This is a genomic window from Streptomyces sp. Q2 (assembly GCF_056820935.1).
The window spans coordinates 156,876-169,077 of record NZ_JBXEJE010000008.1 but is presented as its reverse complement, the minus strand read 5'-3'; the positions used below and the strand labels follow the sequence as shown (position 1 = coordinate 169,077).

Below are 12,202 nucleotides of genomic sequence, written 5' to 3'. Positions count from 1 at the left end.
TCACACGGAGCCGGACGTGGACTCGGGCTGCCCCAGGGCCGCGTCCAGCGTCGGCATCGGCGGCAGCAGCCGGGCGAGGCCCGTGACGCGCAGGACCCGCAGGGTGAGCGGATGCGTGCAGACCAGGAGCAGTCGGCCGCCGTGGTCCAGCACCCGGCTGCGGGCCCGGTACAGCAGCCGCAGGCCGGAGCAGTCGAAGAACTCGACCCGGCTGAGGTCGATCACCATGCGGACGTCGGGCCGCCCCGTCACCCGGTCCAGGTACGGGATGATCTCCATGGCCGCGGCGATGTCGATCTCCCCGCGGAACTCCAGCACCGTGTGTCCCCGGTTCTGGTGGACGCGCAGATGCCGGGTGAGCGGTGCGGGTACCTGCTCCACGACGACCTCGCCTCCATCCGGCTCTTCACGGGGCGGGGGTGCGCGCAAATCCGTTCCCCGTCCTGCAAGTTACCCCCGATGGAATGAATTTGAGCATGTTCGATTGACATATGTCTTCGAATTGCGGCGGGGTCTTACGACAAGGCGTGCCATGCCTTGGTGAGTGCCTGGCGGAGCTGCTCGGACTGGTGTGCGGTCAGGTCCCGGACCATCCGCTCCTCCAGCTCCCGCACGGGCCCCTCGTGCAGCGCCAGCACCTCGCGGCCGGCGTCGGTCAGCAGGATGAGCAGCTCGCGGCGATTGCGGGGGTTGCGCTCCCGGCGCACGAGTCCACGGTTCTCCAGTGACCGTACGAGATCGGCGATGGACTGGGCGGTGACGAACGAGTCACGGGCCAGCTGGGCCGCCGAGAGCCCGTCGTGTCGCTCCAGCACGGTGAGCGCGGTGTACTGCAGTGCGGTGATCCCGGAGGGCTTGACCAGGTCATCGAGGTGGGAGCGCACGACCAGCTCCACCTGCTTCACCATGTAGAGGAGAGACGGCGGTGTCTTGACTGCCTGGGTGTCGAGCATGACTTCAGGTTAGAGCATTGACAGGAAACCTGTCTGTAATGAGACTGCGAACCAACAGGAATCCTGTTGGTTGAAATCTTGGCGATGAGGCTGAGGAGTGGCGATGACCACCATCGAGATCGAACCCGGACAGCTGTTCATCGGAGGGCAGTGGCGGGAGGCCGCCGACGGCGCGCGCACCGACGTGGTCGACCCGTCCCGAGGCGTGGTCGTCACCACCGTCGCCGAGGCGGGCGCCACCGACGTGGACGCGGCCGTACGCGCCGCACGTGAGGCCTTCGACAGCGGCACGTGGTCGGGAATGAGCGGCCGCGAGCGGGGCCGGATCCTGCACCGGGTCGCCCAGCTGATCCGCGAGAACGCCGACGAGCTCGCCGCGCTGGAGAGCCTGGACGTGGGCAAGCCGATCAGCCTGTGCCAGGCCGTCGACGTGACGAACGCGGCCAACGACTACGAACACTTCGCCGCCCTCGCGTACTCCCTGGACGGCGCGGTCCGCGACACCCCCATGAACGCCCTCGCGTACACCCGGCGCGAACCCCTCGGCGTGGTCGCGGCGATCACCCCCTTCAACTTCCCGCTCATCCTGGCCGGCTCCAAGATCGCCCCGGCGCTCGCGGCCGGGAACACGGTGGTCCACAAGCCGGCCGACGAGACCCCGCTCAGCGCCCTGTACATGGCCGGGCTGCTGCGCGAAGCCGGCGTCCCGGACGGCGTGGTCAACGTCGTCACCGGCGCCGGCCCGGTGGCCGGCGAGGCACTGCTCAGGCACAAGGGCGTCGACAAGATCGCCTTCACCGGCTCCACCGCCGTCGGCCGGCACGCCGCGAGCATCGCCGGCGAGAACCTCAAGCCCGTCACCATGGAGCTCGGCGGCAACGCGGCCCACATCGTCTTCGAGGACGCCGACCTGGAGAAAGCGGTCGGCTCCGTCATCAAGGGCTTCGTCTTCAACACCGGACAGTTCTGCATGGGCGGCCCACGGCTGCTCGTGTCCCGCCCGGTGTACAGCACCCTGCTCGGCATCCTCGCCGAGGCCGTCCCCGGCGTACCGGTCGGCGACCCCCGGCAGCCCGAGACCGTCGTGGGACCGATGGCGGGGGAGAGGCACCTCAAGAAGGTCGAGGAGTACGTCGAGCTCGCCCGCAAGGAGGGCGGCCGCATCGTCTGCGGCGGCGAACGCCTCGACCTCGACGGCGGCTACTACTACCTGCCCACCGTGATCGCCGACCTGCCCAACGACTCCCGGGTCGTCCAGGAGGAGATCTTCGGACCCGTCCTGACCGTGCAGCCCTTCGACTCCGAGGCGGAGGCCGTCCAGCTCGCCAACTCCACACCGTACGGCCTGGCTTCGGGCGTCCAGACGACAAACCTCGCCCGCGCCCACCGCGTCGCCGAACGGCTCCAGGCGGGCATCGTCTGGATCAACGACTGGGCGATGCTCGACCCGGCCGTCCCGTTCGGCGGGGTCAAGGACTCCGGCTACGGCCGCGAGTACGGGACCGAGGCGCTCGCCGCCTACACCAGGGTCAAGTCCGTCGTCGTCTCGCTCGACTGAGCGCGTCCTTCAGGGAGTTCCCACGATGTCCATCACCACCCGCGCCGCCGTCGTCGAGTCCGGCGGGGCACCCTTCACGCTCAGCGACGTCCAGCTCGACGAGCCCGGCCCGCACGAGGCGGTCGTCCGCATGGTGGCGACCGGCCTGTGCCACACCGACCTCGGCGTGGCGAGCGGCGGTCTGCCCTTCCCGCTGCCCGGCGTACTGGGCCATGAGGGCGCCGGTGTCGTCGAGGCAGTCGGCTCGGCCGTCACCGGCGTCGCGCCCGGCGACCACGTCGTGCTGTCCTTCACCTCCTGCGGCGAGTGCCGCAACTGCCGGGGCGGCCACCCCGCGTACTGCGCCACCTGGCTGCCGCTGAACCTCATCGGCGGCTGCCGCGCCGACGGCAGCAGCACCATCAGCCGGGACGGCCAGGCCCTCGGCGGGCACTTCTTCGGCCAGTCCTCGTTCGCCGAGCGGGCCCTGGTGGACGAGCGCAGCCTGGTCAAGGTCGACGCGGACGTGCCGCTGGAGTCGATCGCCCCGCTGGGCTGCGGTGTCCAGACCGGCGTCGGCGCCGTGTGGAACGTACTGAAGCCGGTCACCGGATCCACCGTCGTCGTCCTCGGCGCCGGAGCCGTCGGCCTGTCGGCCGTGATGGCCGCCGCCCTCAGCCCCGCCACCACCATCGTCGCCGTCGACCGGGTCGGCGAACGCCTGTCCCTGGCAAGGGAGCTGGGGGCCACCCACACCATCGACGCGAGCGAGGCCGACCTCGCCGAGGCCCTCGCCGAGATCACCGGCGGTCAGGGTGCGGACGGCATCGTCGAGACCACGGGCAACGTCGCCGTGCTGCGCCAGGGCGTCGACGCGCTCGCCGCCCGCGGCACCCTGGTCATCGTCGGTGCCCCGGCGTTCGGCACCGAGGTCGCCCTGGACGTCAACGGGATGCTCGGCGGCAAGCAGGTCGTGGGCCTCACCCTCGGCGACGCCGAGACGCAGACCTTCATCCCCGCCCTGGTCCGGCTGGTGAAGGAGGGGCGGCTCCCGCTGCACCGCCTGATCAGCACCTATCCGTTCGCGGACATCGACCAGGCGGTGACGGACATGCGCGCGGGCAAGGCGATCAAGCCCGTGCTCACCTTCTGACCCGCCGGATCAGTCGACCGTGAGGACCAGCTTCCCCGTGGTCCGGCCGGTGTCGCCCAGCGCATGCGCCTCGGCGGCATCGGCCAACGGGAAGGTGCCCGCGATCGTGGCCCTCAACTTCCCCTGCTCCACGAGGTCCACGATCGCCCGCATCCCGGCCCGGTCGGCGTCCACGAGCATCCTGAGAGCCCGGACGCCGAGCCGCTCGGCCTCCTCGTGGAAGTCGTCCGACCCGACCGGCAGGATCGACACCACGATCCCGCCCCGCCGCAGCACGCGCAGCGACTTCACGGAGGTCTCACCACCGAGCGTGTCCAGGACGACGTCGACGTCCTTCACGGCCTCGGCGAAGTCCGTCTCCCGGTAGTCGATCGCCTCGTCCACGCCGATCTCGCGCAGGAAGTCGTGCTTGCCCGCGCTCGCCGTGCCGATCACGTAGCCGCCCCGCGCCTTGGCGATCTGCACGGCCACGTGCCCGACCCCGCCCGCCGCCGCGTGGATCAGGACCCGCTGACCCGGCCGCAGGTCCGCGTTCTCGACCAGGGCCTGCCACGCGGTCAGGGACACCAGAGGCAGCGCGCCCGCCTGGGTGTGGTCGATGACGGACGGCTTGTGCGTGAGGGCGCGGACCGGCGCGATGACGTACTCGGCGTGCGAGCCGCTGCCGAAGGGGTACGGCAGCATGCCGAACACCTCGTCGCCGGGCCGGAACGTGGCGACACCGATGCCGACCGCCTCGACCACGCCGGACACGTCCCAGCCGAGCACGAAGGGCGGCTCGCCCAGGAAGCCACCAGTCGCCCGGTGCTTCCAGTCGGTGGGGTTGAGGCCGGCGGCGCGGACCCGGACCAGCACCTGGTTCGGGCGCGGACGTGGGACCTCCAGCTCCACTTCCTTCAAGACCTCGGGACCGCCGAGGACGTCCTGGCTGATGGCTCGCATCGTCTTCGCAGTGCTCACAGTGCTCATGGTGAACCAGCCTGCCGGGAGCCGCCCACCCGGGAAATGGCATGATTGCCAACCTTCGATAGAATCTTGCCATGACGCATGGGGAGCGGGTCAAGGCAGGCGAGCGGGTCGTGGTGCTGGCCCTCGATGGTGTGTACCCCTTCGAACTGGGCATCCCCAGCCGGATCCTCGGCGCGGCCGACGGCCGGTACGAGGTGCTGACCTGCACCGTCGACGGCCGCCCGGTGCGCAGCGACGCGGACTTCACCATCGGCGTCGAACACGGCCCCGAGATCATCGCCACGGCCGACACCGTGGTGATCGCGCCCGTCTCGCCCTCCCGGGTGACCGCCGACCTCCCCGAAGAGGTCGCCGCCGCCCTCGCGTGCATCCGCCCCGACGCGCGGATCGTCTCCATCTGCACGGGCGCGTTCGTCCTGGCCGCGGCCGGGTTGCTCGACGGCCGCAGGGCCACGACCCACTGGCAGCTCGCCGACCGTTTCCAGCGCATGTACCCGCACATCGCCCTCGACCCCGACGTCCTCTTCGTCGACGACGGCCGCATCTTCACCTCGGCCGGAGCGGCCTCCGGCGTGGACGTCTGCCTGCACCTGATCCGTCAGGACCACGGCAGCGAACTGGCCAACAAGGTCGCCCGCCGCTGCGTGGTCCCGCCCTTCCGGGACGGCGGCCAGGCCCAGTACATCGAGCAGCCGGTCCCGGAACAGGGTGCCGCGAGCACCGTCGCGACCCGGGCCTGGGCCCTGGAGCGCCTCGGCGAACCCCTGACCCTGGCCGACCTCGCCGGCCACGCCCGGATGAGCCCGCGCACCTTCGCCCGCCGCTTCAACGAGGAGGTCGGCCTCAGCCCCGGCCGCTGGCTGATCCAGCAGCGGGTGGCCCGGGCCCGGCACCTGCTGGAGGCCAGCGACCTGTCCGTCGACCAGATCGCCGGACAGGTCGGCTTCGCCACGGGCGCCTCCCTGCGCCAGCACCTGCACGCCTCCATCGGGGTCTCGCCGCAGGCGTACCGGCGGACGTTCCAGACGGCGGCCCGCTGAACGTTTCGTGCCGCTGCCACGTCGGAGGTCCGGACGGTGATCAGGGGACCGTGACTCAGGTGACGGGGAACAGGGGCGGGGATGCGCAGAGGGCTCGCGACGGTGGCGGTACTGGCGGCGACGGCGGCCATAGGCGGGTGCGGGGCCGGGGACGGAGCCGACGTGGTCGTCGAGGGGACGGCCCCGGCCACGCCCTACGGCGGACCGCTGTACCTGCCCACGAAGGACCTGGACGACCTGGACGAGAACACCGAGCGGGCCGCGCTCATCGAGTCGGGCGCCGCGGGCCGGGCGCTGGAGTGCGACGGGGAGGTCTACTCGGGTGGCCACGGCGAGACATGGAGCAAGGGGGACGGCGGATCGACCCCCGAGGAGGGACTGAAGCTGTACTTCGACATCGAGCAGCCGGAGGTCCCCCGGTCCGGTTACCGCCAGGAGCGCGAGGAGAACGGCCGCGTCCTCTACTCCTACGACGTGGCGGGCCGGACCAAGGTGGCCGTCGTCGTCGCCAAGGACCACGAGAACCGGCCGGGCTGGGGCCCGGAGACCAACGCCTCCTGCGATCCGGCCGAACTCCCGGCGAGTTTCACCGACTCCAAGGAGTACGAGATCTGGACCGACCGGAGCGGGAAGCGGATCCCCACCACCACCGTGAGCAGCAACGCCGGTCCGCAACACTGTGACTGGCAGAGCGCGCACTTCCTGCAGCTGGGCCGGGGCGAGGACAGCCGGCAGTACGTGCGCGATCCCGACGGCGTGTTCGAGAGCGGCCTGCTCGCCGCCCCGTACGACGGGGACGTCCGCCTGCCCGAGGACGCCCGGGACACCGGATACCGCCTGGACGAGCGGGAGTTGTGGCTGACGGACGATCCCTCCAGGGCGTACGTCCGCACCCCTGACGGCGTGGAGGCCTGGCCCCTGGCCGAACGGGGAGTGGCCTGCAAGTGACGCCTCAGCGGCTCGCGTGCAGGGCGACCAGCAACTGCCAGACCTGGTCGGCGATCTCGCGGGCGTCGGCCTCGAGAAGGCCGTGCAGCCAGTCGGCCAGGACCCCGGCGAAGGTGGCGGCGACGGCCGAGGCGACCAGCGGGGCGTCAGCCGCGCCCGCGAGTTCGCGCTCGCGCAGGCTGTAGGCGCGCAGATCCCGGTGCAGCACGCGGCCCAGCGGGCCGCCGCCGCCCGGGGTCAGCAGCACCCGGTACAGCGCGGCCCGTGGGGCGAGCGAGTCGAAGAACTCCGCCAGCGCGGGCGGCGCGTGCACCGGGTCGGGCCGCCCGCGCCAGGCGTGCAGCGCGTCCACGGCCTCGCGCACGACGTCCGCGCAGGCGTCGACCGCCAGCGCCTCCAGGCCGTCGTAGTGGACGTAGAACGTGGCCCGTCCGACCCCGGCGCGGCGCACCAGCGCGGCCACGCCGACCTCCGCGAGGGGCCGCTCGGCGCACTCGTCGAGCAGGGCCTGCCGCAGTCGCGCCCGGGTGCGCGCGGCCCGCGGGTCCTGCGGGGTGTCCCGGCTCACCGGGCCAGCAGGACGGCACCCAGGGCGAGCGCGCCCGGCAGGGCCTGCGCGAACAGGATGCGGCGGTTGGCGGTGACGGAGCCGAAGACGCCGGCGACCACGACACAGACCAGGAAGAACACCTGTGCCCGGAAGCCGGTGGGATCCGGGGCGACCAGCCCCCACACCAGCCCCGCTGCGAGGAACCCGTTGTAGAGCCCCTGGTTGGCGGCCATCGGCGCGGTCGCCGCGGCCATCTCCCGGTCGAACCCGTGCAGCGCCCTGCCGGGCTTCTTCTGCCACAGGAACATTTCCATCACCAGGATGTAGACGTGCAGGGCGGCCACCAGACCGACCAGCACACTCGCCAGGATCTCCATGAGTCGCTTCCTCTGTTTCTTGGACGGGTGTCCACTATAGCTGGACAGCTGTCCAGAAAGTCCACTGCGACGGATGGTGCGGGGCGACCCCGTAGGTACGTAAAGGGATTTGTCGATGTGTGGGTTCTTGTCTGACAGTGATGGAACCCTCACCTCCGCCAGGCGGATGCGTTTGATCCTTTCCGCATCAAACCCGATAAGCTCCGGGTCGGCGCTGCGAGTTGACGCGATTTCGATCGGTCGTCGCGTGGTGCGTACTCATGAGTGCGGTCCCCCCTTGAACACCCCCCTTGTTGGATCGTGTTGCTTCGAAGGATGCAGATGGAACTCGCCACTCCGCCCCCGGCGGCGCGGGCCCCTGTCGCCTGGTACAGCTGGTGGCTGATGCCGCTGGCCTTAGGAGGCGGGACGGTTGCCGCCACGTTCATGAGCTCGGAGCGAATAACCGCCGCCGTCGCCGGCGTTGCCGCGACGGCAGCCAGCGCCGTGTGCGTTCGTCTCCTGCTCCGCGCCCGGACCGAACTGCGCCGGACGGAGGGCTCCTTCCGTACCTCGCAGGCCGAGCACTCCCAGCAGTGGCAGCAGCATGTCGCCGGTCTGGAGCGCAAGTTCTCGGCCGAGCGCGCCGCCCAGGAGGCGCAGTTCGCCGACCAGGCGGGCGCCTACGAGGTGCAACTGGCCGAGCAGTCACGGGCGTTCGATGCACGGCTGGCCGAGCAGACCTCCGCGTACGAGGCACGGCTCGCCGAGCAGGCCACGTCCTACGAGTCGCAGCTCGCCGACCAGGCCGAGGTCTGGAAGGAGCAGCTGACGCACCAGCAGGACGCGGTCGCGCGCCTCGCCGGCGAGCAGTTGCCGGACGCGCTCAAGCGCCTGCGCGACGGCGACGCCATCGACGACCTGCTGCCCAGCACCAACCAGTGCGCGAAGGTCAGTGCCGACCTCCAGGCAGAACTCCGCAAGATCCTGCGGACCGCGCTGATCGGTGTGGAGGAGGAGTTCAACCGCTCGACCTCCGCCGAGCAGGCCGTGATCAGCATCGGCAACCGCATCCACGTGCTGACCAGCAAGCTCCGCGGTCGTCTGCACGAGATGCAGGGCGAGCACGGCCGGCTGCCGGCCGTCGCCCGCGGCCTGATGGAGCTCGACCAGGAGATCGGCCCCGCCGACTGTCTCGCCGCCAGCATCGGCGTGCTCGGCGGCTCGGACCGGCCCGGCCGGCAGTGGCAGGAGCCGCAGCGTCTGCTGAGCGTGGTGCGCGGCGGCATCGGCCGCATCAAGGACTTCCACCGTGTCCAGGTGCGCCACCTGCCCGAACTCGGCGTGGACGGCGGTCTGGTCGACCACCTCACGCTGATCTTCGCCCACCTGCTGGACAACGCGGCCCGCTACTCGCCGCCCACCGAGCCGGTGGTCGTCTCCGGCAAGGAGGTCCCCAACGGCGTCGGCATCGAGATCCAGGACTCCGGCAAGGGTCTGAGTGAGGAGAAGAAGCGCGAGGCCGAGAACGCCCTCGCGGGCACCGGGGCCGGACCGGGCCTCGGCGGTGTCTCGGAGGACGCCAACCTCGGCCTGCGGGTCGTCGGCGCCCTCGCCCGCCGCTACGGCATCCGCGTCACCTTCGCGGACTCCCCCTGGCTCGGCACCTCGGTGGTGGTCGTGGTCCCGCACAAGTACTTCAGCCAGCTGCCCGCGGTCACCCCCGCGGCGACGGCACCGGTGGTCCAGGCCGCCGCGGCGACTGCGGCCCAGGTCCCGGCCGGCGTGGAAGCCGCGGCGCAGGAGACCGACGCCGCGGACACCACCCCCGGCGGACTGCCCAAACGAAGGAGCAAGCGCAACGAGTCGGAGCGGCACCAGCCGGCCGAGCGCGCCGAGCGGACCGAGGAGACCGGCGTCATGGCCGTTCCGCCCGACGCTTCCTTCACCGGCCTGGCCGCCTTCGCCACCGCCGGACGCGAGTCCGTCGAGGCGACCGGCACGCCCGACGGCCGCGAGTCCGCAGAGCACCGCACTGAAGAGAGCGACTAGTCCCATGACGCAACAGGGAACCGACGTGAGCTGGGCGCTGCGCGATCTGGTGGAATCCATCCCGGAGATCCGCTTCGCCCTCGTGGCCTCCAGCGACGGCAAGGCAATCACCTCCTTTGGCGCCGAAGACCCCGACGACGTGGACCGATTCGCGGCCGTGGTGGCCGGCCTGCAGGCGCTGGCCCAGCCGGTCGCCGAGCAGTTCCCCAAGTACGCGGGGCAGCTCAGGCTGGCGATGATCGAGGTCGACGGCGGCCACCTCTTCGTCGTACGCGCCGGCGTGGAGACGTATCTCGGTGTCCTTGCCAGGGAAGGCCTCGACCAGGGGCTGCTCGGACACCAGATGAGGGATATGGCCCGCCGGATGGGTGAGCTCCTCGGCACCACTCCGCGCCTGGAGGAGCACTCTGGATGAGTGCTCCCCGTCGGCCCACGGACCCGTCCGGTCTCGAGCGCTACTACGTCCTGACCGGAGGGCGTAGCGGACCGGGCGGTCCGGCGTCGAGTCTCGACGTGGCGACCCTCATCGTCTCCCGCACCGCCCCCGTCCCGGGTATGCAGCACGAGCACGAGGAGATCCTTCGACGCTGCCGCGATCCGCTGTCGGTGGCCGAACTCGGCGCCCATCTCGGATTGCCCTTCAACATTCTCGCGGTGCTGTTGGCGGATCTGCTCGAGGCAGGCCGCGTCGAAGCCCGTGACCCCATCCCGGCGCACGACGCCGGTCGCGGGCCAGACCTCGCGCTCCTTGAGGAGGTACTCAGTGGACTTCAAAGGCTTTGACCATCCCGGCGGTCCGGCTGCCGGGGGCACTCGCTCGGTGAAGGTGATGATCGCCGGCGGCTTCGGGACCGGGAAGACCACGATGGTCCGCTCGGTCAGCGACATCAAGCCGCTGACCACCGAGGAGACCCTCACCCAGGCCAGCGCCGACGACGACCACCTCATCGGCGTCGCCGACAAGACCGAGACCACGGTCAGTCTGGACTTCGGCAAGATCGGCATCAACGAGAAGCTGGTGCTCTACCTGTTCGGCACGCCCGGCCAGGAGCGCTTCTGGTTCCTGTGGAACGGCCTGTTCAAGGGCGCGCTCGGCGCGGTCGTCCTGGTGGACACCCGTCGGCTCGCCTCCAGCTTCCGGGCGATCGAGGAGATGGAGCGGCAGAACGTCCCCTTCGTGATCGCCCTGAACGTCTTCCCCGACTCCAGGAACCACCCGGTCGAAGAGATCCGGGACGCCCTGGACATCTCCCCGCACACCCCGATCGTGGCCTGCGACGCCCGCGACCGGGCCTCCAGCCGTGACGTACTCGTGGCCCTGATACGTCACTTGAAGGAACGCTCCGCCGTCGCACTGGAGCCCCGATGAACGATCAGACCTTAGACGGCACCGACGCCCCGCGCGGCTGCCCCGTCGCCCACGGCGGAGCCGATCTCGCCCGGCTGTACGGTCCGGAGGCGGCGACCGACCCGCACGGCATCTACGAGCGGCTGCGCAAGGAACACGGTTCCGTGGCCCCCGTCCTGCTCGAGGGTGACGTCGCCGCCTGGCTGGTCCTCGGCTACCGCGACAACCGGCGGGTGCTGGACAACCCCCGCCAGTTCAGCCGGGACGCCCGGATCTGGCGGGACTGGCAGGACGGCCGGATCGAGGAGACCTCGCCGCTGGTCCCGATGCTCGCCTGGCGCCCCGACTGCGTCTCCCAGGACGGCGAACCGCACCGCAGGCTGCGCGGCGCCGTCACCGACGGGCTGCAGGCCGCGGCCGGCCGCGGAATCCGGCGGCACGTCACGCACTTCGCGAACAAGCAGATCGACGCGTTCGCCGACACCGGGCGGGCCGACCTGGTGGCGGAGTACGCCGAGCACCTGCCGATGCTGGTCCTCACCCGCATCCTCGGCCTCCCCGCGGCGGAGGGCCGCAGCCTGGTCGAGTCCTGCGCCCAGGTCCTCAAGGGCGGCGAGGGGGCACTGGCCCACAACGACCGCATCGTCGGCATCCTCGGCGAACTCGCCGCCCGCAAGCAGGCCGAGCCGGGCTCGGACTTCGCCACCGCCCTGCTCGAACACCACGCGGGTCTCGACATGGAGGAGGTCGTCAGCCATCTGCGCCTGGTGCTGATCGCCGCGCACACCACGACCAGCAACCTGCTGGCCCGGGTGCTGCAACTGGTCCTCACCGACGCCTCCCGCCTCGCCGGTCTGGTCAGCGGTCAGCTGAACATCTCCGCGGTGGTGGAGGAGGTCATGTGGAACACGCCGCCGCTGGCGGTCATGCCGGGGCGCTTCGCCGCCACCGACCTCGAACTCGGCGGGCACCACATCCAGGAGGGCGACCTGCTCGTCCTCGGGCTCGCACCGGGCAACCTCGACCCCGAGGTCCGGCCCGATCCGGGGGTCTCCGTCCAGGGCAACCAGTCGCATCTCGCGTTCAGCGCGGGCCCGCACGAGTGCCCCGGGCAGAGCATCGGCCAGTCCATCATCGAGATCGGCGTGGACGTCCTGCTGCACCGGCTGCCGGGCCTGCGTCTGGCCGTACCGGCGGACGAGCTCGGCTCGACGGCCTCCACGTGGGAGTCCCGGCTGGACAGCCTGCCGGTCGAGTTCCCCGTGTAGCGCCCGCGGCGCGCGCACTCCCGCTGCC

At 71.1% G+C, this 12,202-nt stretch carries 14 protein-coding genes; 9 read left to right on the top strand and 5 right to left on the bottom strand.

Translation table 11 applies throughout. The annotated features are described in order from the left end of the window. A complete protein-coding gene (locus ACWBNA_RS11180; RefSeq protein ID WP_482704124.1) occupies window positions 1–381 on the bottom strand; it encodes an anti-sigma factor antagonist in 381 nt (126 codons plus the stop codon). A 134-nt stretch (window positions 382–515) separates the two neighbouring features. After that, window positions 516–953: a MarR family winged helix-turn-helix transcriptional regulator gene (locus ACWBNA_RS11175; RefSeq protein WP_482704123.1), complete on the bottom strand. Its 438-nt coding sequence runs from the start codon at window positions 951–953 to the stop codon at window positions 516–518. A gap of 103 nt (window positions 954–1,056) precedes the next feature. On the opposite strand from ACWBNA_RS11175, the gene ACWBNA_RS11170 reads away from it, so the two are divergent. Both ACWBNA_RS11170 and ACWBNA_RS11165 read left to right on the top strand, forming a co-directional pair. After that, the gene (locus tag ACWBNA_RS11170; RefSeq protein WP_482704122.1) at window positions 1,057–2,511 is read left to right on the top strand and encodes an aldehyde dehydrogenase family protein; all 1,455 of its coding nucleotides are present in this window, start codon (window positions 1,057–1,059) and stop codon (window positions 2,509–2,511) included. Window positions 2,512–2,536: 25 nt separating this feature from the next. Then, window positions 2,537–3,643, top strand: coding sequence for an NAD(P)-dependent alcohol dehydrogenase (locus tag ACWBNA_RS11165; protein ID WP_482704121.1), 1,107 nt, complete (start codon window positions 2,537–2,539; stop codon window positions 3,641–3,643). Between the two features lie 9 nt (window positions 3,644–3,652). Here the strand turns inward: ACWBNA_RS11165 and ACWBNA_RS11160 are convergent, their stop codons facing one another. Continuing rightward, window positions 3,653–4,612: an NADP-dependent oxidoreductase gene (locus ACWBNA_RS11160; protein WP_482704120.1), complete on the bottom strand. Its 960-nt coding sequence runs from the start codon at window positions 4,610–4,612 to the stop codon at window positions 3,653–3,655. Between the two features lie 71 nt (window positions 4,613–4,683). Between ACWBNA_RS11160 and ACWBNA_RS11155 the strand changes: the two genes are divergently transcribed. Together ACWBNA_RS11155 and ACWBNA_RS11150 are read left to right on the top strand one after the other, a co-directional pair. Next, entirely contained in the window at window positions 4,684–5,652 is a 969-nt protein-coding gene (locus tag ACWBNA_RS11155; protein WP_482704119.1) for a GlxA family transcriptional regulator, read from the top strand. 81 nt (window positions 5,653–5,733) lie between these two features. After that, a complete protein-coding gene (locus tag ACWBNA_RS11150; RefSeq protein ID WP_482704118.1) occupies window positions 5,734–6,600 on the top strand; it encodes a hypothetical protein in 867 nt (288 codons plus the stop codon). Window positions 6,601–6,604: 4 nt separating this feature from the next. Here the strand turns inward: ACWBNA_RS11150 and ACWBNA_RS11145 are convergent, their stop codons facing one another. Then, window positions 6,605–7,168 (bottom strand): TetR/AcrR family transcriptional regulator, encoded by a 564-nt coding sequence (locus ACWBNA_RS11145; protein ID WP_482704117.1) that lies wholly within the window; start codon window positions 7,166–7,168, stop codon window positions 6,605–6,607. Then, window positions 7,165–7,527, bottom strand: coding sequence for a DUF1304 domain-containing protein (locus ACWBNA_RS11140; RefSeq protein ID WP_482704116.1), 363 nt, complete (start codon window positions 7,525–7,527; stop codon window positions 7,165–7,167). Before ACWBNA_RS11140 ends, ACWBNA_RS11145 begins: the two co-directional genes overlap by 4 nt. Window positions 7,528–7,848: 321 nt before the next feature. On the opposite strand from ACWBNA_RS11140, the gene ACWBNA_RS11135 reads away from it, so the two are divergent. The 5 genes from ACWBNA_RS11135 to ACWBNA_RS11115 are packed head-to-tail and all read left to right on the top strand — an operon-like array spanning window position 7,849 to window position 12,174. Then, complete coding sequence (locus ACWBNA_RS11135) at window positions 7,849–9,558, top strand: ATP-binding protein (protein ID WP_482704115.1); 1,710 nt, start codon at window positions 7,849–7,851, stop codon at window positions 9,556–9,558. Between the two features lie 4 nt (window positions 9,559–9,562). Continuing rightward, window positions 9,563–9,973: a roadblock/LC7 domain-containing protein gene (locus ACWBNA_RS11130; protein ID WP_043670271.1), complete on the top strand. Its 411-nt coding sequence runs from the start codon at window positions 9,563–9,565 to the stop codon at window positions 9,971–9,973. Beyond that, the gene (locus ACWBNA_RS11125; protein WP_482704114.1) at window positions 9,970–10,341 is read left to right on the top strand and encodes a DUF742 domain-containing protein; all 372 of its coding nucleotides are present in this window, start codon (window positions 9,970–9,972) and stop codon (window positions 10,339–10,341) included. The genes ACWBNA_RS11130 and ACWBNA_RS11125 overlap by 4 nt, the downstream gene beginning before the upstream one ends. Continuing rightward, complete coding sequence (locus ACWBNA_RS11120; RefSeq protein ID WP_482704113.1) at window positions 10,322–10,927, top strand: GTP-binding protein; 606 nt, start codon at window positions 10,322–10,324, stop codon at window positions 10,925–10,927. Before ACWBNA_RS11125 ends, ACWBNA_RS11120 begins: the two co-directional genes overlap by 20 nt. Continuing rightward, window positions 10,924–12,174: a cytochrome P450 gene (locus tag ACWBNA_RS11115; RefSeq protein WP_482704112.1), complete on the top strand. Its 1,251-nt coding sequence runs from the start codon at window positions 10,924–10,926 to the stop codon at window positions 12,172–12,174. Before ACWBNA_RS11120 ends, ACWBNA_RS11115 begins: the two co-directional genes overlap by 4 nt. Window positions 12,175–12,202: the final 28 nt, after the last annotated feature.

Coding starts and splice junctions, on each gene's coding strand:
- ACWBNA_RS11160 (WP_482704120.1), bottom strand. CDS start 4,612: ATGAGCACTGTGAGCACTGCGAAGACGATGCGAGCCATCAGCCAGGAC.
- ACWBNA_RS11130 (WP_043670271.1), top strand. CDS start 9,563: ATGACGCAACAGGGAACCGACGTGAGCTGGGCGCTGCGCGATCTGGTG.
- ACWBNA_RS11175 (WP_482704123.1), bottom strand. CDS start 953: ATGCTCGACACCCAGGCAGTCAAGACACCGCCGTCTCTCCTCTACATG.
- ACWBNA_RS11155 (WP_482704119.1), top strand. CDS start 4,684: ATGACGCATGGGGAGCGGGTCAAGGCAGGCGAGCGGGTCGTGGTGCTG.
- ACWBNA_RS11150 (WP_482704118.1), top strand. CDS start 5,734: ATGCGCAGAGGGCTCGCGACGGTGGCGGTACTGGCGGCGACGGCGGCC.
- ACWBNA_RS11135 (WP_482704115.1), top strand. CDS start 7,849: ATGGAACTCGCCACTCCGCCCCCGGCGGCGCGGGCCCCTGTCGCCTGG.
- ACWBNA_RS11115 (WP_482704112.1), top strand. CDS start 10,924: ATGAACGATCAGACCTTAGACGGCACCGACGCCCCGCGCGGCTGCCCC.
- ACWBNA_RS11170 (WP_482704122.1), top strand. CDS start 1,057: ATGACCACCATCGAGATCGAACCCGGACAGCTGTTCATCGGAGGGCAG.
- ACWBNA_RS11165 (WP_482704121.1), top strand. CDS start 2,537: ATGTCCATCACCACCCGCGCCGCCGTCGTCGAGTCCGGCGGGGCACCC.
- ACWBNA_RS11125 (WP_482704114.1), top strand. CDS start 9,970: ATGAGTGCTCCCCGTCGGCCCACGGACCCGTCCGGTCTCGAGCGCTAC.
- ACWBNA_RS11140 (WP_482704116.1), bottom strand. CDS start 7,527: ATGGAGATCCTGGCGAGTGTGCTGGTCGGTCTGGTGGCCGCCCTGCAC.